We start from the raw sequence: 22141 nt of genomic DNA, 5'->3' as shown, positions 1-22141 counted from the left end.
GGTGCGGGTATCCGGTTGGGGGATGTCCGGCGTGCGTTGGCGCATGAGATTCGCGAGATTGTGGTGCTTGGGCGTGGGGTTCCGCCGGTGGTGGCTGATCTTTTGGGTCGGGTCGCGGAGTTGGAGGATCTGGCTCGGCAGGTGATGGATCCGCCGCGGGATGCCGCGGAGGATGCGGCCAGGGTGTGGTCGTGGTTGAACGCGGTGTTGGAGTTTGCCGCGTTGGATCGTGAGTTGCGCCGGGATGTTGCTGGGCAGCAGGCGTTGCGGGATTGGCTGCGAAGCCAGGCCCAGGGTAGTGGGATTGGTCTGGGCAACATCGATGATCAGTCGTTGCGGGAGTTGCTGCTCTCTCAGGCCCACGATCGGGGCAGCTTGGACCAGGCGCTCCGGCTTCTTGACGCGGCGGCCGGGCTGGATGTGGACGGGCTGTCGCATTGGCGAATTCTGGCGGTGCGGGATGTTGTTAACAGTGTTTCGGAGGATCCGACTGGGCCGCAAGATCAGGCTCTGATCCGGGAGAAGCGTGACCGGCTTGTGGCTAATGTGCTGGCTCGGGTTTCTTGGGACTGGCGGGCGCGGCTTGCTGTTTTTAACGCGTACGCGGCTGACCTGCCACCTGGTGACAACAGCCGGGGTTGGCCGGGCCTGCTGTTGGGCGATCAGCATGGTGAGTTCACCATCGTGGGTTCGTCCGTCACCATCACCGGAAACTCGATCACCGCCCACATTCAGGTGCGGCGGGGCGCGAATAACGCGCCCGTCAATGTGACGCGTAGCCTGGTCCTGCGCGAGGACGGCACGCTCCTCTACCGCCGCGACGACACGAACCCGGCATTGTCGCGCGATTTTGTCGAGGCGTTCGACCGGGCCATCGAACCCCGCCTCCTCGAACTCGGGGTGACAGCGGTCCAAGCCGGGGTGCATAGCCTCGACACGAACGTGGCTGGGTACCACCTCGACCCCGAGACGATCAACGGGCTGCGTTCCCGACTGGTCGAACTGTCGGCAGCGGTCGCCCAGGCCATCGCCGATCCAAACAGCGCTAACTCGGATAACCGCTTCGCCGGGCTCACACCAGGTGAGCTGCGCCGTCTGCAAGAGGACATCCGCTACATCAACCAGGTGTTGGCCGACCCAGACCAGCGGCTGCCGCTCCATCTCGTTACCCGGCTCGGTCGGTACCGGAAGGGCGAAATCTGGTTGCCGTCCACCAACCTGTCGCAACTGCCGTCAGATTGGCAGGTGCCTGCCGAGAATCAACTGGGGTTCTCACACGGCGACCTTTCGCGCCTCGGGAAATGGGTGCTCGACGGGAACGATTGGACCGCAACTCGTCCCGTCCGCCCCGAGAACTCCGTTCCAGCGCCGCGACCCGGCACCGCGTCAGGCAAGCCGTCGATAGATCGTGTGCTGGACGCTGTCCGGGATGTGATAGCGACGCTGTCGGGTGCGTTCGCGGAACTTACGGTGCAGCCAATCGACCTGGTGGATTTGACGAACACCGGACGGATTAGCGTTCGCATTGGACAGATCGAGCGCACGATTGATGTAGCTGCGTTGGTGGGGCGGATAGGCAATCGGGACGGGCTTACCGACGCCGAGCTGCGAATTGTGCTTGCCGAGCGGCTCGCCGACGCGGTGACGGGTCTGATTCGGCCTCAACTGATGCGGATGCGCCGGGGAGCGGCCGCGCGGTTGGGGCAGATGGCGTGGGGTTCGCTACTGCATACGTCGGCCGGTATGTCGCTCTTCACGAGCATGCAGGGGGAGGTGCATGCGGCGGAACGAGCGGTGCCGCTGCAAATGGCATTGAGGTCGCGGCTGCACATGTTGGCTGCTCTGGCGACTGATGCGGCGATGTCGGCGGAGACGCGGGCGTTGGCACGGCGGGAGTTTGCCGGACTGTTGTCCAAGCTTGACGGCCATACCGCGCTGAGTACGCGGGCTCAGGAGTTGGCTGGGCGGTTGCGGTCGGATCCAGTGGTGATGCTTGGGTCGGATGCCGCCGAGCGGGTACCCACGCTGGCTCAACTTGAAGAGCTTTACGCCGGTTATCGGCGGTTGTTGCGGGTGGGCAGGTCGGCTGATTCGCAGACGCAGCGGATGGAGGAAGAGGCGGCGCTGCAGGCGCTGCGGGCCATGATTGAGCGTCTGCGGGCGCATCATGTTGCGGCTCGTGACGTTCTCGTGCAGCACCGTCAGGCGGGCCCTGGTGTCCCGGCTCAGCTTGACCGGTGGATCGGCGAGCACGAGCGGATGGTTGCCTTCCTTCAGGGAGTCAGTCGTGCTGTCGATGATGCGCATCATTCTCGTTCTGGGCAGCCCTTGGTGAGTTGGCTTGAGCGGCTTGCGGCTGATCGGCGTGCGGATCGACACAAGTTGCGTCGGCGTATCGCCACCGCCGGCTCCCTGGATGAGCGGTTTGACCTGTTGGCACGGTTGCGACGGGTAACGCGCCTCGACGAGCAGTACCGCCTTGAGGCAAATCGGTTGCACCAGGCGGTAGCGGCGCAGTTGACGCAGGCTCACCAGTTCTGGGCGGGGGTGGAACGTGACCGGGAGGCCGTAGCCGATGTCCTTCGGCGTGACTTCGTCACGATGGATCGCGACGACTTGTCGGCCGCACTCCGTGATCCCACCACGCCTGCTGATGTGGCTGCTCAGCTCCCTCAACGGCTGGCCGAGATGCTGGTGAACGATGCGCTCGGGTTGGGGCGAAACGCTGCTCCACCGGATGTGTTCGCGTGGCTGGTGAGTTCTGTTGCGTCGGGGTTGCGTGCTGCTGCTGTTGCCGAGGCCGGTGTTGATCCGGTGCCGCGGGCACGGGCGGTGGTCACGGCGGTGGTCGCACGCGATCCGGCGAGTTCCCGCCCGGGGCGGACCCGGGTCACTCTGGTCGGTGCGGCCCGTACGCCGGCCGTGAACGCACTCACCGCGTTGGCCGAACTGTGGCAGGCGGAGGGAGCCGATTCGGAGGTGGGCAAGGCCGCAGTCGTCGTGGCGGCCGAGCTCGTCGAGGCGGCCCCGGAGTTGCGGGAACTGCCGGTGGCGGAGTTCACCGCCAGTACTGCTGGTTTGTTGAGGGCCGTGCAGGAGAACCGCGACGAGGTTCCGGTTGATGAGAATCGAGTGCTGCGCCCGAATGCGCTCGACGCTGTCGAGGCGACGCTGACCCAGTTGGTGGATGGAACACTCCACCTGCGGGCGGTGGACGCCGACCTGTGGACGGCCCTGGAGCAGGAGCTCAGGGGAGCCCAAAAGACTCTCACGGACCGGGCGAAGGATCGGGAAGCTAGGGCCAAAAATGCCGAGAAAGCCGCGGCCGAGGCTTTTGCGGAGGCCAAGAATGCGGCGAGCAAGGTCAACATTGAGGAGGCCGAGCGAGCTGCGGACGAGGCTTTTGCGGAGGCCAAGAAAGCGGCGGCCAAGGCCCGGGGGGTGGCGGCCAGGGCCCAGCAAGCGGCGGACAAGGCTACGGAAGCCGCGTTGGATGCTCGGGCTGAGGCCAGGAGGGCTGGGGCCAGGGCTCTTACGGAGGCCCGGAAAGCTGCGGCCGAGGCCAAGAGAGTTACGGACGATGCCTTTGCTGAGGCCGGGCGAGTTGCCGCCGAGTCCGCGACAAAGGCAGAGGAAGCGGCGGATAAGGCCCGGAAAGCCGAGGCAGAGGCCAGCAAAGCGGCAGACGAGGCCCGGAAAGCCGTGGCAGAGGCCAGCAAGGCGGCAGACGAGGCCCGGAAAGCCGTGGCAGAGGCTAGCAAGGCGGCGGACGAGGTCCGGAAAGCGGCGGCCAAGGCCACGAAAGCGGCGGACGAAGCCCGGAAAGCCAAGCCTGAGGCCCGCAAGGCCAAGGCCGAGGCTGAGGGCAAGGCCAGGAGAGCCGAGGCAGAGGCCAGGAAGGTGGAGGCCGCGGCCAGGAAGGTTGCGGCCAGGGCAGAGGCCAGGAAAGCCAAGGCCAAGGCTGAGGAAGCTGCGGCCAAAACCAGGGATGCCGCAGCCAAAGCAGAGGCCAGGAAAGCCGAGGTAGAGGCCAGGAAAGCCGAGGTAGAGGCCAGGAGAGTCGCGGCCGAGGCGGAGGCCAAGGCCAGGAAAGCCGAGGCAGAGGCCAGGAGAGTTGCGGCAGAGGCCAGGAGAGTTGCGGCCCAGGCTGCGGACGATGCCCGGAGAGTTGCGGACGAGGGCAGGAGAGTTGCGGCCCAGGCTGCGGACGATGCCCGGAGAGTTGCGGACGAGGCCGAGAAAGCTCAGGCTAAGGAGGCTGCGGCCGAGGCCATGAAAGCGGCGACCAAGGCCCAGGCCAAGGTGATAAGGGAGCTTGTGCCCGACCCTTCGGCGACCACCGCCGGTGATCGGCTCGCCGCTGCCCGCGCTGCGGAAAAGCTACGGGAGAAGGAGTACCAGGAGAACGAGGTCAAGCCGCGTAACGAGCAACGGGCGAAGCAATTTCGCGATGCCGCGCGGCGGGCACAGGAGCTAGCGGACGCGTTGGTGGCGCTTAAAGCGGCGCAACAGGCCGACCCGAACGACCCTAACGCTGCGCAGACTGCGGACGTCAAGCTGAAGCTCAGCGGCTTCAAGGAGGCGCTCGACGCGCTGTGGCCGAACGGGCGCCTGATGGCGGCTACCATCCCGCATGACCGGCTGCCCTGGATTGACGCGGCCGCTGCGTCGATCAACGCTTATCTCCGTAAACAGTGGGGACTGCAGCCGTTCGAGGACCATCCCCACCTCGTCGACCCCGAGCAGCTGAACGGGGATTTGCGGGCCTTGTGGCGGTGGGGTGTCGGGGACGGGGTGGTGCTCCAGTTCGGCGAGGGCGCGAACACGGTCGAGGTGCTGCTGAAACTGAGCAACGGCAGCGCGATCGAGGTCGAAACACCACCAGTCGAAGCTGCCGAACAGGCAGTCGGCCAAATTCCATATTTCGCGCACAGTAGCAATATTTGGCGGACAGTTTTTGGTAGCTCGCACAACACATCACTGACCCTGCCGGTAGACCGACTGCTAAACCCCAGGAAATGGTTTAGCCCACGCGGGCCGATCAAGGTGGACGGGACAGGTAGCCGGGGTAGTGGCAATTCGTTCTCGGCGACCGGGGGGGACTGGGCCATGTCCGGGGGGGTGCTCAACAGTCGTGGCGCCTCCACGTATTTGGAATTCGTAGCCGAACTGGAGATCTCGGGACGTCGCAGTCCGACCGACAACGCATCGACGTTCTGGGAATCTATTGACCTCGCCCCCTCGGCGCGTCAGGTCCGGACGCCGGTCTGGCTGCCCGACCCGATGCTGGATGAGCCCGGTCCCAAGATAAAACTGCCCGACGGAGTAGAGCGCGAGCCGCTTCCGGAGCATGCGCTGGTGGACATGACCGGCCTGATCAAGCTCTACGAACAGATCGTCAAAGAGCTCGCTCCGCTTACCAAACCCGGCAGCGCGCAGGAGGCTTTGCTGCATGCGCAGGTTCGGGCGCAGCTGCTGGAGGTTTATCCCACCCGTATCCGAAGAACCGCCTCGGGATACCCACTGACCTGGCCGATCAGCCTCGATGTCGACGGTGTCGAGATCACCTTGGAGATCAGTACCGAGGTCAAGGTCGAGAATGCGAAGCTGTTGGGTTCGCGCAGCGGAAAACTTTTTCTGGAGTGGCTTCGAGTTACGTTCTCACAGGCCTCTAGCGGTCGCGGCAAGTCCAAGGACGCCTCGCTTGCGTTGGCGCTCGGTCAGCACGAAGAGGGGGCGGTGGAGCCAAGTAATGTCATCCATGAGCTGCTTAACTGGCTTGGCCAGGTCGCCCCCCGATCCGCCCGATCCTGGTCGCGCTCGCTTGATGCAAACTCGGGTGGGTCCGCGATCCACCCCAGCGTGCAGCGGTTCGCTGGTGACAACGCGATATACGACGTAGCGGTCACTCATCGTGCGTCGCTCAAGTTTGCCGGTCGCCCGGATTCCGGTCCGATTGAGGTGTCGGGCCGGGCTCTGCTCGCCATGCCAGAGCGGTATGCGTATCGTGCTGGCCTGCCGATTTCGGAACTGGCGGTACGGACCGACTCGAACGGCAATCCGATTGTCGATGCCGAAGGACTGCCGGTGTTGAAGGGAGATGTTACTCCCGGGGCACCGCCCAACCGTAATTCCGCTAATCCCGAGTGGCGACGTGATGCACCTGGCGCTGGGCCGGGACTTATTCAGGACTTCACAAAGATCGATCAGCTATTGAAGAAGTTGGCTGACGCGCTGAAGGCGCGGGGTATCACCCTGACGAGCAAGGATGGACAGGCCTGGGGCCTGGCCGAGATTAACAGCGAACGTGGTGAGGCGAGCTACGACCAGCTGCTGCAGGACGGCATCGAAGTCTTTGTCACCGACGAGCAGGGGCGGTTCCGGACGTTGCGGCTGCGTGCGGAAGTGCAACGCGTCGAGGAGGTCGGCCATACCCACTCCCAAACCGCGGTGAACCTGTCTATCCACTCGGCTGGTGCTGGGCGGGGTATCGGTTCGAGCGCGGGCGTCAATGGCGGCGTGGGGCAGGGATTGGGAGATGCCGAGGCAAAGGAAGCCTTCAGCAGCGGTATGAGCTCTTCGGGGTCGTTGGCCGGTGCGGCACGGTCCAGCAACCAGACCTCCAACTGGGTCAACCGGGGGGCGCTGTTCGAGGGGGGAAACGAGGGCAGCGTCGTCTACCGGGACACGCTGACCCTTACGGCGGATATCTGGAACGACCAGCTGGGCGACTTCTCCACCCTCGCGGAGGTGGACGATGCCACCGCCGACATCTTCCTGCCGACCGCCGTTCTTGGCGACAGCCAGCCCTGGTCGGCGCAGAAGAAGTCGGACCCGTCGCCGCGCGATCTGCGTCACGCAATGATTTTGCACATGGACGGACGGCTGCGTGCGGTGGTTCAGAGCGCGCTCCGGGACGCGGACCTCACGCTCGATCCTGGCTCCCCTGCCTATGTTTCGCTCTCGGCAGGTACGAATGTGAGCAGTCTTGTGGCGGCCGGACCGAGTCTCTTCACCGGGGTGGGATACCAATTCGAGGTAACCGCCTTTGACCGGAACGGCGAGCCGGTGCGTACCACTGTCCGGATAGCGGGGGAACTCAGGGACTCGACAGTCGTCAGCGCCGGCAACATGGTGGCGGCAGACATCCTCTTCGGCATGCAAACGGTGGCCGAATCGCATGGCACCGAACGTTCGCTAAATAGTTCGCTATCTGCGGCGATGGACCCTAACGGTTCGGAAGCTGCCGTTTTCGATGGCCATCTCTCCGACAACCCTGCGAGTTACTCCCATTCCAGCACTGCGAAGGGCGCGGACGGCGCTTCGTCGGCGCAAATCGTCGGTGACGAGGGCCTCATCCTGCACCTGGGGCAACAGGTGTTCCGCACGGCCTCCGCCAAGTTCACCGTTACGGTGACGGCACCGGACCGGTCCGACCGCGGCCCGCGGATGGGCTCGGCTAGCAGCGACAACCGCTCGGTGTTCTACATGACCCCGGAGCGGGAGGAGGTGCTCAACTACGGGGCCGAGCGCACCAACCTGCCCAAGGAGTTGGCTGCCGACGCGATCAGGCGGTACGCCGATGGCGAGCTCAAGCTGGACCGGCTGGCCGTGTTGAAGCTGCTGTTCCGCTACGCCGACGAGCACGCCAAGGACTGGCCGGCGACGCTTGCCGCGGTGGACGCGGCGTTGGCCGCTCGACTGCGGGAGGATTTCGCCGACATCTGGCCATCGGCGAACGTTGCGGGGCAGTTGGGTAGTCAACCGTTGTTGGACGTTCTGCGACCGCTGGTCGAGTTCGACTTGCTTCCGTCAAGTAAGGAGCCGTCGAGGCGCCTGGTTGAGCATCTTCAGTACGGCATCGGGCAGAACCGGCTCTACGACGTTGACCTGGTGGATGAGCAGGGCCAGGCCGTCGAGGATCTATTTGCGACGATCGAGGGCATGGTCGAGCAGACGGCGCCGGGGCTGATCGAGCAGACGCCGGGTCTGTGGCAGGACCTTTACAACAGGTTCGCTTTTGGGCGCTGGGTGACGGGGGTCGAGGACGCACGGGGATCTCGGGTTTGGCGGACAGCGATCGATGTGCCCGGCAGGTTGGGTACTACCCGCCGGCTGGTCGTTGAAATAACCGGTGTGGAGTTGGGCACCGACGGCGTGCTGCTGGGCGAGGCTGACCATATCGCTGTCATTAACCAGATCTACCACTATCTGGAGTCGGGACAGCGGTTGGCGGAATCCCAAACGAGTACGAGAACCGGCGAACAGAAGTTCTCGGTCTCGGATCTTCCGATTGCCGACAAACTGAGAGTGAAGTTCGGCGTTGGTGTCTCCAGGACCAGGGCGGTCGCCGGTGCTGCCAGTGATCAGTCAACCCGGCTGTTCCATCTGTCAAGCTTCACCCCGTTTACCATGGTGCAACGATCGATTAGCTTCACGGTGCGGGTCCGTTTTGAGTCTCCGTTCGGTGATCGGGAGAGCAACCCGCAGAGGTTGAGCGGGACAGCCGTACAGCTGGTGCCGGAGGATGTGCTAGATGGCGCGGTAAGCGAGCCGACCATCGTTAATCCTGGTGCCGTCGTACTACCTCATGCGGCGAAGGTGATCGCCGCTGATCCGGGACCGCTGGCCAACGAGATACTCCGGCACCTTCGGGATCGCCTTTACATTGGTCGCGACGGAGATGGGCTCGACCATGCGCTGATGGCCGAGTTGGCTCCCAGTTCGTACGCGGTTCTTCTGCACCGTATGGCATCTCCGACCGGACACCAGCTTCAGCCGATGTCGGTTCCCGGCGAGCCACGACGGCAGGTCGTCATAGAGGTCCGCGCGCGGATCTCGGAGGTCCAGGTCACCCACCACCGCAAGCAGGTGCGGTTCGGCGGCGCAGATCGAGCACAGCACATTGCCGAGTGGAACGCTGAGGCCGGCAGTAACAGGACATCTTCTGCGAGCTTCGAAGCCCTGGGCGGCGCGATCGCTTACGACTCCAGAAGGTCCTTCGGGTCGGTGGGGATTGAGAAGCTGGGCGACCGCGACGAGACCATCTTGCTGATCGACGCCGAGGGGCGGATTGTTCGGCTTCGGATCGACTATGACGTGACGATCTGGCTCGTCGACCGGCCACGTCGGGTAGCCCCGGGCGCTGACCGCCTGGTCGGTGCTACTCCGATCCAAATCGGTCCGATTCCGCCCGGACTTGCGTTCGTGGAGCTGCCCGCCAGCGATCTGCCCAAGCTGACCGGAGCCGACCAGACGGAGCAGGCCTCGATCTGGTCCAGCCCGAGCCCCTCGCTGGGCCCGCAGGGCAACCTGCTGCGTGAATTGCTTGGCCTCGATACCACCACCGCGGCGGTCGACCGGATGGTCCGGCGTGAGCTGGCGCGGGGGGCGACCGAGGAGAACCTGCACCAGTACTTGGCGAGCAGGCTGGCGTGGCGATGGCGTGGGCGCACCGAGGTGATCTATCTCCCGAAGGTCTACCGGCACGCGCCGGGCACGCTGAATCCGCTGGATTTTGCGTCTCGGCTTGCTCGGGAAACCGGTGCTGTCGTTGTTGTCGATGTTCAACTCGTCGATGGCAGTGTGCGTCGGTATCGGGCGATGCCTGATGGCCGGGTGCTTGCCGAGCTGCCCTTGGGTGTCTTTGGTGAGCCTCGCGAGTCTGATCCCCTGTTGGAGCGTAAGTCGTCGGCGGGGACGTCGCAGACCGGTACGCCACAAATCGGAGCGCCGAAAACGGGTACGCCGCATACGAGTACGCCGCCGAGTAGTTCGTCGGGGCCGGATGTGATCACGTCTGGCGCGGTGGAGCGTTCTGCCTATCGGGGTGATTACCATCCGGACACTCCGGAGGGTCGGCGGGAGCGTTTGGAGCTGGCGAGGAGGTCGGTTGAGGAGGCGGCGCGGGTTGCGCTTGGTGATGAGGCGACGGTCTCCCTGGTTGATGGTCGTCCTGGGGTTGTGCGGGTCAAGGTTGCGGGTGCGTCTGTAGATCTTGAGCTTGGGGTTGATGATCTTTCTGGGCGTGGGTTTGCGGTGCCGCCGGCTGCGATGTCGCAGCGTTTGGGTGATGGTTCCGGGTGGGCGGTGACGCTGGGTGCGGGTATCCGGTTGGGGGATGTCCGGCGTGCGTTGGCGCATGAGATTCGCGAGATTGTGGTGCTTGGGCGTGGGGTTCCGCCGGTGGTGGCTGATCTTTTGGGTCGGGTCGCGGAGTTGGAGGATCTGGCTCGGCAGGTGATGGATTCGCCGCGGGATGCCGCGGAGGATGCGGCCAGGGTGTGGTCGTGGTTGAACGCGGTGTTGGAGTTTGCCGCGTTGGATCGTGAGTTGCGCCGGGATGTTGCTGGGCAGCAGGCGTTGCGGGATTGGCTGCGAAGCCAGGCCCAGGGTAGTGGGATTGGTCTGGGCAACATCGATGATCAGTCGTTGCGGGATTTGCTGCTCTCTCAGGCCCACGATCGGGGCAGCTTGGACCAGGCGTTCCGGATGTTCGACGCTGCGGTTGGGTCGGGGTCGGATATCTCGGGGTCGCGGTGGCAGATGCTGGCCGTCCGGGAAGCCGTCGGCAGCTTGCCAGCGGAGCCAGACGGACCGTCGAGTCGGTCCCCGACACAGACGAGCCGTGACCAGGTCGTGGTGAACCTGCTCACCTACGTCCCCTGGGACTGGCAGGCGAGGTTGGCCGTCCTCGCCGCCTACACCGCCAGCCTGCCCACGAATGCGGAGACCTCGGGATGGCTGGGTCTGTTGCTCGGCCATCGGCATGGGGAGTTCACCATCGTGGGCTCGTCCGTGACGGTTACCGACAGTTCGGTCACCGCCCACCTCCAGGTCCTCCGAGACCGGGACACCGCGCCCGTCCGCGTGGAACTGGATCTGCTCCTGCGCGAGGACGGCACTCTTGTCCACCGCCGGGGTGACGCTGAGGCGGCATGGAGACAAGACTTCGTGGAGGCGTTCGACCGAGCCATCGAACCCCGCCTCATCGAACTCGGCGTGCAGGTTGAGGGCATCGAACAGCGGCGCGACCGGGCGATCCAGGTGGTGGAGGACGCCGCGCGGGCGGCGTTCGGCGAGGACGTGCGGGTCACCCACCTGTCGGACCGTCCCGGGACCGTGCTGGTCGAGGCGGAGGGTACGTCCGTACGGCTGGAGTTGGGAGTCCGTGACCTTTCCCGGCACGGATACGCCGTGCCGCCAGCTGCGATGTCACAGCCCGTCGACGAGGGTTCCGGTTGGGCCGTGACCTTGGACAGCGGTATCCGGCTGGACGATGTGGAACGCGCCCTGACCCGCCAGATCCGCGAGGTCGTCGAACGGCAACGTCTCGTCCCGCCGGACGTGGCGGAACTCCTCGGGCGGATCACCGAGTTGGAAGGGCTCGCGTCGCAGGTGCTCGACTTGCCTGATGATTCGCCGGACGACGCGGCGCGGGTGTGGCCGTGGCTGAACGCGGTGCTCGAGTTCGTCGCGCTGAATCGTGAGTTCGGTGAAGCCATCACCGATGACCAGGCGCTTCGGGAGTGGTTGCTGGACCGGGCCCGAGACCGAGGGAGCCTCGACCAGGTGTTCCGCCTGCTCGAGGCGGCGGCCGGGTTGGAAGTAGACGGGCCGCGATCACAATGGCGGTTGCTCGCCGTCCGCGACGCTCTCGACATGGTCGGCCCGCGCATGCCGGGATCGACGGGGCGAGCCTTGATGCAGATGCGCCGCGACAAGGTCGTGGCAAACCTGCTCGCCCGGGTCTCCTGGGGTTGGCGGGCGCGGCTCACCGTCTACAACGCGTACGTGGCCGATCTGCCCGGTGACAACACCGGGGGATGGCCCGGCCTGCTGTTGGGCCATCAGCATGGCGAATTCACCATCGTGGGCTCGTCCGCCACGGTCACCGAAAACTCGATCACCGTGCGTCTGGAGGTGCGGCGCGGGGAGAGCGACGAGACGGGCGAGGTGACCCGCAGTCTGGTGCTGCGTGAGGATGGCAGCCTGCTCTATCGCCGGGACGACACCGAGCCACAGTGGTCACGCGACTTCGTCGAGGCGTTCGACCGGGCCATCGAACCCCGCCTCATCGAACTCGGTGTGACGGCAGTCCAAGCCGGGCTACACAGCCTCGACATGAACCTACGCTATTTCCGCCTCAACCACGACTCCGTGAGCGGACTTCGTTCGCGGCTGGTCAGCGCGTCGATGACGCTTGCCCCGCTCATCGCCTCTGGGGAGACCAAGCATTCAGACGAGCGTTTTGCTGGGCTCACCGTTGGTGACATGCGTCGCCTCCAGGAGGAGCTCAGCAGAATCATCGACCTGTTGGCCGACCCCGATCGGCGGCTACAGGTCGGGGCCATCGCCCAACTCGGCGGAGCCCGGGTACGCGGGATCTGGTCGTCGACCCCCGACGTGTCGCAGCTGCCGTGGGATTGGCAGGCCCTTGTCAAGCACAATTCGCGGTTATTGCGAACCGACCACTTGCGCCTTGGGCAACAGGTGATCCGCCATGACGACTGGACGGCTACCCGTCCCGTCCGCCCCGACGATGCCGACCCTCGACGGCACCCCATCTGGCAAGCCGGCCCGGTTGTGGCTATCGATGCTCCGTTTGGATCCACCCTCCGGTCCGACTTCCTTCCGGTAGGTGTCCCCACCCAGGTGCGGTCGCTCGGCCGGCAGGAGATTTTGCGCGCTGCGGCACGGCACAACATGTTTATTACCAATCTCGCGGCGATGCGGGTGCGGGACGGGCAGGCCGAGTACGCGGTGGAAATCGATTTCGGCGACTATGAAGTGGCGACCGTGGACATCGTGGTCGCTGTGGGGTCGACATCAAGCATCGAAATTCATCAGCTTGGTCCACGGGACTACCAGATCGTGCTCGGGGCGGGTATCGACACTGCGCAAATCCAGCCGATTGTCGAGGCGGCCCTGCAGTTGATTTGGGACGGGCTACTAAACGCGTCGGTAGACCGGTCCGCGTCGGACCTGTTCTTCACCTACCTGGCCTTCGAGTGGGCGTCCGCCCTGTTAACAGGGTTCCCGGGATCTCGATCGGCAAAGTGGATACGCGCGGCGTTCGAACTGGCAGCGTTGCCGTGGCTGTCGGGCGACGCAAACAGGAATGGCATGCCGCTTGCTGAGTGGGAGGCGATATTTGTTGAGTGGGGGGCGATAGGTGCGGAACTTCAGCGTCTGTACGCGTCGCCGGATACGTTGGCATCGCCCGAGCGGGAAATTTGGGCAGCCGCGCGTGAGCTTGCCCGGCGTGCCGAGGAGGAACTATGGTCTCCCGCGCAGTTGACTCTTCACCGCGCCCACGTGGTGGCACACGTCCTGCGTAACCCCACCCTGCTCGACCTGGAAGAGGGCAGTTTGCGCAGGGCGTACCTGGAATCGGTTCACCCCGTGCATAACATCGCGATACGTGAGATGTACCTTTCCACCCTCTCACCCCTTGCGGAGATTGAAGCTGGCCCTGGTTCTAACGGACTGGTCGCCTCCTCGCGCAGGTTCCAGTTCTCTCCGGAAGTGATGCGGCCGGTGCGGGACGCGCTCAAGGCAATGCCGAACGGGCCGGAACTGGACTGGAAGTGGCTGCACGCCGCGCTGACGCTTGCCGAGGCGCTGTCGCACGCCTTTGGCGATCTGGTCGGCTCCTTCTTCTGGAAGGTCGGCTTGGTGCCGGAATTGAGTGACGTCAGGCAGCGGCTGCGGAGTCTCTACGGCATGTCACCGCAGACCGAACGACCGCAGCAGCGTCGGCCGTTGCAGCACAGCGAGGCACTGAAGCTGTCACCCGAGCAGAAGCTCGCATGGCAGGCTGCCATTGCGTACGGCCACGCCCTCGGCGACCTGGACAGCACCGACCAGCAGCAGATCTTCATGCACCGGACGGCGACCCTCCTAGCGCTGATCATGAACCCCGACGTGTCCGGCTCGACTCGCAACAGGCTCGCGAGGGAGTTCCTCGGGCAGCTCGGGGCGGAGGAGCGGGGCTGGCTTGAAGCCGAGCGACTGCTGTACCTCGACCTGCAGTTGGCGGCGGGCTTCGTCGACCCCATAACGGCCTCGGCGGTGCGCAGGAGCCTGTTCCGCGGCGACTGGAGTTCCAGCTCCACGCCGGGACACGACGGCGGTCGGCTGACCCAGACACTGAGCCAGGTCGAGACGGCGGCGAAGGTCGGATTCGGTGAGGAGGCGGAGGTCAGGGTCGTTCCCGGCCGACCCGATCTGGTCGACGTGGACGTCGACGGCGTGTCCGTACGGTTGATGCTTGGGGTGGGGGACTTCTCAGGGCTGTCGCACGATGTGGCACCGGCCGCGATGTCACACCGTCTCCCCGGCGAGGAGGGCCGCCACACATGGGCGGTGACGGTCAGTGTCGGCATCCGGCCCGCCGACATCGCGCGGGCGCTGGCACATGAGATGCGGGAGATTCTGCGGCGCGAGCAGGGTGTCCCGCCGGAGATGGCCCACCTGCACGGCCGGGTGGCGGAGTTCGAGCTGCTCGCGCAGCAGGTGCTCGACCGGCCGGACGATCTGCCGGACGACCCGAGCCGGGTATGGTCCTGGCTGTCGGCGGTGTTCGAGTTCGTCGCGCTGGACAACGAACTCGGTCAGGAAAGTATCGACAAGCTGAGTCGCCGCGACTGGGTGCTCCGCAACTCCCATGCCCCCGAAGCGGTCGCCGCAGCCTTCCGGATCATCGACGCCGCCGACAGCGCGAGGGTGCTTCCGCCGGACCCGGACTGGCGGGAGACCGCCGTCCGCTCGGCCGTCGCCGCCTCCCACAGTGACTCTCGACAGCAGGACACGGTGGGCGACACGTTGAGCAACCGTCGGGTGGTCCTCTGGGAGTTGCTCCAGAACGTCCCCTGGGGCTGGCGCGCGAGACTCGCGGTCATCAACTCCTACCTGGAGGATGTGCCGCCCGGTGAGGAGAACCGGGATTGGGACCACTGGCCGGAGGGACTGATCGGTCGCCGGCATGGGCGTTTCTACATCCACGACAGCCTCGTGCAGGTGGGACCGGGCGAGATCACCGCCCGCCTGCTGGTGAGCCTGGGGCGGGATGAGGAGCCGAGTGAGGTGCGGCGGAGCCTCGTCCTGCGGGATGACGGCACTCTCGTCTATCGCCGGGACCACACCGATCCACGTTGGGCGAGGGAGTTCGTCGAGGCCGTCGACCGAATGCTGGAGCGGCTGCAGTTTGCGGCCCTGGGCGTGGTGGCGATCCAGGCCGGTCGGGACGACGTCGACGTCAACCCCGAGGGCTTCCACCTCGATCCCGAGTCGGTGCCTGAGGTGCTGCAGCGACTGGCGGAGGAGGAGCGCGCGCTGGCCCAGGCGATCGAGCAGCCAGAGATGGCGCTGCTGGATACTCGCTACAGCTGGTTGACCCCGCAGCAGCTGCACGACCTACGCGGCGAGATTCGCGACATCCATCGGCTGTTGGTCGAGGGGCCGGAGCGGGTGCCGCTCGGGCGGCTGATCCGGCTCGGTTGGTGGGAAGGAGCTGGTTCCTGGCCGCCCAGGATCGATACCTCCGGCGCCGGGTCCGCAGACGTACAGGACATCACCCCTGGTGGCTGGATCGGTGCACGGGTGCTCGGCGACTCCGACCTGACGGTGACCCGACCGCTGCGATCCGTACGTGATCCGCTGCAGAGCCCGTTGTGGAGTGCGGCTCCCATCGGGGTGCGCGGGGTCCGCGCCGTGTTCCTCGATTCCGTCAACGGGTCCACGCTGCACTCCGACTTCCTTCCGGTGAGTGATCCGGCCTACCTGGTGGAGCTTGGCCGGCAAGCCCTTCCGGTTGAGGCCACGCGACTGGGCTACCTCCTGGTGGATTCGGCGGTTGCGCGGAGGAGTGACGGAGAGGTCGAAGGCGTCGGGGTCGAATTCGATTTCGGGATGAACGATCTCGCTGTCGTGGAGATCGTTTCCCAGGGCTGGGACGTCGCCCTCGAACAGTTCGGTCCGCGCGCGTACCAACTCCGGGTTCCGCCGGGGCTGAACCCGGCAGTCATGGCCGCCCTGGTCGGGGCCAGCCTGCGCATGGTGGAGGCCGGGCTGCTCGGTCGTCCGCTGGACTCCCCCCAGCGTCTGTTCCAGGCGGAGCTGGCCCGGGCCTGGTCGGCCCGGCTGTCGGCCGGCGACGCGCTGAGCTGGGAGTGGCTGGGGGTGGCGTTCGAGCTGGCAACCCTGCCGCCACCCGAACAGGCCGGGACGGATCTCCTTGATTTTGACGATTCGGCAGACCGGCTCCAGCGGTGGTACGGGGATCCGGCCTCGTTGCCGGCGAGTCAGCGTGCAGCCTGGTTGGCCGCGCGGGACGTCGCGGAGTACGCCAGACGTACGGCTGCGGACCCGCTGGTGGTCATGCTGGAGCGTGCCGCCGCCATCGCGCGTCTGCTGCGCGCCGACTCCCCACTGTCCAACGACGAGCGGCGCGAGGTGGCGACTGGTTTTCTGCGATCGCTGCATCCGGTGCACCGGTACGCCATGTCCATCCTGCAGGTGCAGCTTCTCGCCGAGATCGCGGTCCTTGGCCAAGCCGCCGAGCTGGCCGGCCCGCAGCAGTCGCACACTATTGACGAAAGCGCCCTGCAGGCGGTCCGCATCGCGGCGGCGGCACTGCCCGACCAGCGCGACCTCGACTGGGCGTGGCTCAACGCCGCCCTGGCACTCGCGGATGCGCTAGCCGCTGCCAGGCTGGACGAACTGACCCCTCACGACCGGGCGGCCATCATCGCCGGGCCGGTGCTCAGCAGCGTGGAGCAGATTCTGCGATCACTCCATGGCGAGGGCAGGCCCGACGGACTTGTCCTGTCAGCAGATCAGCAGCTCGGCTGGCAGGCGGCGCTCGCGTCGGCACATGCCATCCGGGAACTGCGCGCGGCGACGCCACGCGAGGTCTTCACCCATCGGGCGGCGACGCTCCATCAGCTCCTCCGGCACCTGCCGAACCCGATCCGTCACGCGCTGGCCCGGGACTTCATGGCGCAACTGCAACCGGACGAGCGGCGCTGGCTCCTGGCCGACCGGCGGCTGAGCCACGCCTTCCACCTGTGGGCTCTCGGCTCCAACGGGATCACCGCCTCTTCACCCCACAACAGCACCTTCCGGGGTGACTGGGATTCAAATTCCAGCCTGGACGACGACGGAGGGCGCCGAGAGCAGGCAGTCGCGCTCGCGCCGTCGGTTGCCCAGCTTGTGTTCGGCGAACATGCCACGGTCACGACATATCCGGACACCCCCCACGTGGTGGACGTCGACGTCGCCGGTGTGCACCTGCGGTTGCTGGTGGGGGTGGACGACTTCTCCGGTCGAGGCCACCGCGTGCCACCCGCCGCGATGTCGCACCAGCTGGGGAAAGACGATGTGCATAGCGTCTGGGCGATCAACGTCGGCGTGGGCATCCGTCCGGAGGACATCGAGCGAGCCCTGGCCCACGAGATGCGGGAGATTCTCGCGCTCGAGTTCGGCATGTTCGACGCCCACCTGTACGGACGGGTGGCCGAGTTCGACCTGCTCGCCCAAGAGGTGCTCAACGCGCCGATGGACAGACCGGACGATGCGGCACGGGTGTGGCCCTGGCTCTCGGCCGTGTTCGAGTTCGCCGCGCTCTACGGCGAGCTCGGCACCGACCCCGATCAGCGGCAGCGGCTTGGAGCGTGGGTCACCAGCCAGGCCCGGAACCCGGACGTGGTGGCGGAGGCGCTGCGACTGATGGCCGCCGTCGATCCCTCTGGCCCTCAGGGAGAGATCGGTTGGTCGAGCTGGCTGGTGTCCGCGATCCACGCGGCCATGGTCGCCGCTGCCTCCGCGTCAGACGATCGAGACGTCCTCGTCCAACAGCGGGGCAAGGCGCTGGCGATGTTGTTGCGGGACCGGTCGTGGGAGTGGCCCGCCCGATTGGCGGTGCTGCGGGCCTACGCCGCCGACCTGCCACCGGGGCACCGAGACCAGGCATGGAAGGGCTGGCCGGGGTGGCTGCTCGGTCACCGCCACGGGGCGTTCACCATCGAGGGATCTTCCGTGACGCTGTCCGACAACGTGGTCACGGCAGACCTGGCCGTACGCATCGACGGCGATACTGAGAGCGGCGTCGTGCGGCGAAGCCTCGTTCGGCGGCGCGACGGCGTGCTCGTCTACCGTCGGGATCACACCGCCCCCCGATGGGCAGCTCAGGCCATCGATGATTTCGACCGGGGCCTGGAGTCGCTCCTCTGGCAACTCGGTGTCGGGGCGGTGCAGGCCGGGCTGGGCAGCATCGACGCGAACCCCAACGAGTTCCGTCTCGACCCCGAATCGATCGACGGGGTGCTGAGCCGGCTGGCCGACGAGGAAGCCGCGCTCGCCCGGGTGATCAGCGGCGTCGAGCGTGCCAGTCGGGACGACCACTACGCGCGCTTCACCGGGGACCAACTACGCGAGCTGCACCGCGAGGTGGGCGACATCCTCGCCATGCTGCGCGATGCGCCCGAGTGGGTGCCGCTCGGGCGTCTGCTCCGACTCGGCTGGCAGGAGCGGGACGCCACCCGGCCGCCGGCGCGGGACGGCTCCGCGTACCGTTGGCTCGGCGCGCAGGTGCTCGATGGTGGCGACTGGACCGCGACCCGACCCATCCGTCCGAGTGCGGCCGACCCCCGGCGCAGCCCACTCTGGCGGCACGCCAGTCACGCAAGGCTCGTCCTGACCCCGGTCGTCGGGTCGATGTTGCAACCGGACTTCGTCGCGGTGGGCGACCCGACGCAGGTGACGACGCTCGGCGAACGCGCGTTGCTCGTGGAGGCAAAGCGGGCTGGTCTCCTGGTCATCGATCCGACGGCGACGCGGATCCGGATGGGTCGGGCCGACGCCGTCATCGAGATTGACTTCGGGCTCTCCGATCCGGCCACCGTGGACGTCGTGGCTGGTCTCGGCACCGAATGGCACGTCGAGATCTACCAGGAAGGCGCGCGGGTCTACCGGCTTGCCGTCGGCGCGGGGATTGACGTGACGCAGTTGCCGGTGGTAGCCGCAGCGGTGCTGCGGATGATCCAGGCGGGGCTGCGTGGCGCCCCGGTGGACTCCCCGCAGGGTCTCTTCGTCGACCACCTGGCCCGCGCGTGGGCAGCCCGGATGCCGACCGGCGACGGCCTGAGCTGGGCCTGGCTCCAGGCGGCGTTCGAGCTGGCCACCCTACCGCGGCCGGCTGCCGCACCGATCGACCTCGACGGGACCGACGACCGACTCCGGCGACTGCACGAGGAGCCGGAGTCGTTGCCAGCCAACCAGCGTACGGCCTGGCAGGCGGCGCGTGACCTCGCGCGGAACGCACGCGGTGAGTGGCCCGCCTATCGGCTGACGCTGGAGCGCGCCGCCGTCGTGGCGCGGTTGCTGAGCGAACTCCCGCTGACCCCCGCGCAGCGGCGGGAGCTGGCCATGAACTTCCTGGCGTCGGTGCATCCGACGCACCGGATCGCGATCGCCGAGGCACAGGACGAGGGCCGTACGCCCCTGGCGGAGATCGAGGCCGCCGTTCCCGCCGTCGAAGTGGACGAGGCGACGGCAGCGGCGGTCCAGAACGCGGTCGAGGCGATGCCGGACGGACCGGCGCTGGACTGGGGATGGCTCGGAGCCGCGATGGCGCTCGCGGACATGATGGCGGCGGCCGGGTTGGACACCGTCGGCCCCGAGAACTGGCCGGCGACCGTGACACGGTCGCTGCCGGCTGATGTCGCAGACCGGCTCCGCTCGCTCTACGGGGCGTCGGGCAGCCACCGGGTGGAGATGCTGACCCTCGACCAACTACTCGGCTGGGAAGCCGCGCTCTCCTTCGCCCGCGGTGTCCGGGAGGTCGGCCCGATCGGACCCGACCAGGTGCTGCTACATCGGGCGGGGACGGTGATCGCGCTGCTTCGTCGCTACGAACTGAGCGTGGCGACGAGCCGCGCCATCGCGCGTGAGTTCCTCGACCAGCTCGGCCCCGACGAGCACCGGTGGCTGCGCTCCGATCCCTCGTTGTACGACGAACTGGCGGGGATGGCCGCTCTCGGTGGTCGGACGGCTTCGGCGGTGCCGGGTAGCGCGTTCCGCGGTGACTGGAGTCCCGACTTCACCCCGAGGCGGGACGGCGGGCGTCTGGCGCGGACGCTGCGCCTCGCCCAGTCGGCGACGTACTTCGGATTCGGCGAGGGGGCGAAGGTCAGTCATCCGCCCGGCCGGCCGGACATCCTCGACGTGGACGTCGCCGGCGTGTCCCTCCGGCTGTACCTGGGCGTGGGCGACTTCTCCCGGTTGGGCTACGAGATCCCGCCGGCCGCGATGTCACAGCGCCTGCCCGGTGAAGCAGACCGACGTGAGTGGGCGGTGACGGTGAGCGTGGGAATCCGTCCCACCGACATCGACCGGGCACTGGCGCACGAGATGCGCGAGATCCTCGCAGTCGAGCAACGTGGCGACCCGGACGTCGCCCATCTGCACGGCCGGGTGGCGGAGTTCGAGACACGCGCCTGGCGAGTGCTCAACTCGCCGGATGACACGCCGGAGAGCGCACACCGGGTGTGGCCGTGGCTGTCGGCGGTATACGAGTTCGTCGCGCTCGACCAGGAACTCGGCGCTGGCCGGCAGAAGGAGGCCCGGCGGCAGTGGGTCCTCGAACAGGCCCATGATCCCCGCACCGTCGCCGAAGCCTTCCGACTCATCGACGCCGCCGCCACGCTTCCGTGGGATGGGCCGCAGCCACACTGGCGGATGGCGGCCATGCGTGCCGCCGTACGGAACTTCTTCGTGGGGGAAGCCAGTCGAGAGATACTGGTCCGGCAACTGGCGGCGCGTCGCGAAGTCCTGGCGCGCCTGCTGCGGAGCGTGTCGTGGGACTGGCGAACTCGCCTGACCGTCATCAACGCCTATGTCGCCGACCTGCCGCCCGGGGAGCATCGCGCTAACTGGGAGGGCTGGCCGGGACTGCTGCTCGACTTCGGATACGGGCAGTTCGAGATCCGTGAGACCTCGGTGACCGTGGGAGATGGCGAAATCAGCGTTCGTCTCGTCGTCAATCAGGGGAACTACCACAGTCAGGGTGCCGTGGAGCGCAGCCTCGTGCTACGCGAGGACGGCAGCCTTGCCTACCGCCGTGATCACACGGACCACCGGTGGGGAGCGGACTTCCTCGAAGCCTTCGATCGGGTGCTGGAACAGAAGCACCTGCCGGCCCTAGGCGTGGTGGTGGTGCAGGCGGGCCGGGACAGCATCGACGCCAACCCTGACGGCTTCCACCTTGATCCCGAGTCGGTGGACGGGGTGCTGAGCCGGCTGGCGGACGAGGACGCCGCGCTCGCCGCCGCGATCCGCGATCCCGAGGCGGCGGTGCTCGACGACCGCTACGCCGGGTTCCGCCTCGACGAGCTGCGCGACCTTCAGCGTGAGGTGGGTGAGATCCATCGCGCGCTGACCGAGGTCCCCGAGGCGGTGCCACTCGCCCGGCTGATCCGGCTCGGCTGGCGGGAGGGCGACGGAACCTGGCCGCCGCGGTCGGACGTCTCCGTCGACCTGCCCGGGGACATTCGCTCCAACGCGCCGCGTCGTGCCACGCACCGATGGCTCGGGGCGCGGGTGCTCGACACCGACGACTGGACGGCGAGCCGACCGATCCGCACCGGTGAACTCGACCCACGTGAAAGCCCACTATGGCGGGACGCTGCCCGAGGGGAGCACGGCCGGCGGAGTCTGACCTTCGCGCCGATCGCCGGCTCCACGCTGCAGCCCGGTTTCCTGCCGGTGGGCGATCCCGCCCAGGTGCGTCAGGCTGGCCATCGGGCGCTGGTGACGGAGATTGCCCGCTCGGGCTACCTCCTCGTCGATCCCGCGCCGCTGAGATCGGTGGACGGAAGGTTCGAACCCGCCGGAATTGAGATCGACTTCGGGCTCGGTGACCCGGCCACCGTGGAGGTCCGCAGCGGGGGACAGGTCGGACTCCGGCAGCTCGGCCCACGCGCGTACCAGCTTCTCATCCCCGAGACGATGGACGCGGCGCTCCTGTCGGCGGTGGTGTCGGCAGGTCTGCGGATGGTGCAGGCGGGGCTGCTCGGCCGACCGGTGGAATCCGCCCATGACATGTTCCGGGCGGAGCTGGCTCGCGCGTGGTCGTCTCGCC

The 22141-nt window shown here is 66.9% G+C and carries 1 protein-coding gene (cut by both window edges); it reads left to right on the top strand.

All 22141 nt of this window come from inside a single coding sequence — locus tag FHR38_RS04190, WXG100-like domain-containing protein (protein ID WP_184532934.1), on the top strand. Of the gene's 41463 coding nucleotides, 5889 precede the window and 13433 follow it; the stretch shown corresponds to coding positions 5890–28030, spanning codon 1964 (complete) through codon 9344 (partial); the first codon wholly inside the window starts at position 1. Both the start codon and the stop codon lie outside the window.

The sequence above is a fragment of the Micromonospora polyrhachis genome (assembly GCF_014203835.1).
Taxonomy (GTDB): Bacteria; Actinomycetota; Actinomycetes; order Mycobacteriales; family Micromonosporaceae; genus Micromonospora_H; species Micromonospora_H polyrhachis.
Note: the sequence above shows the minus strand (reverse complement) of the source record. Positions and strands in the feature narration are given on the sequence as shown.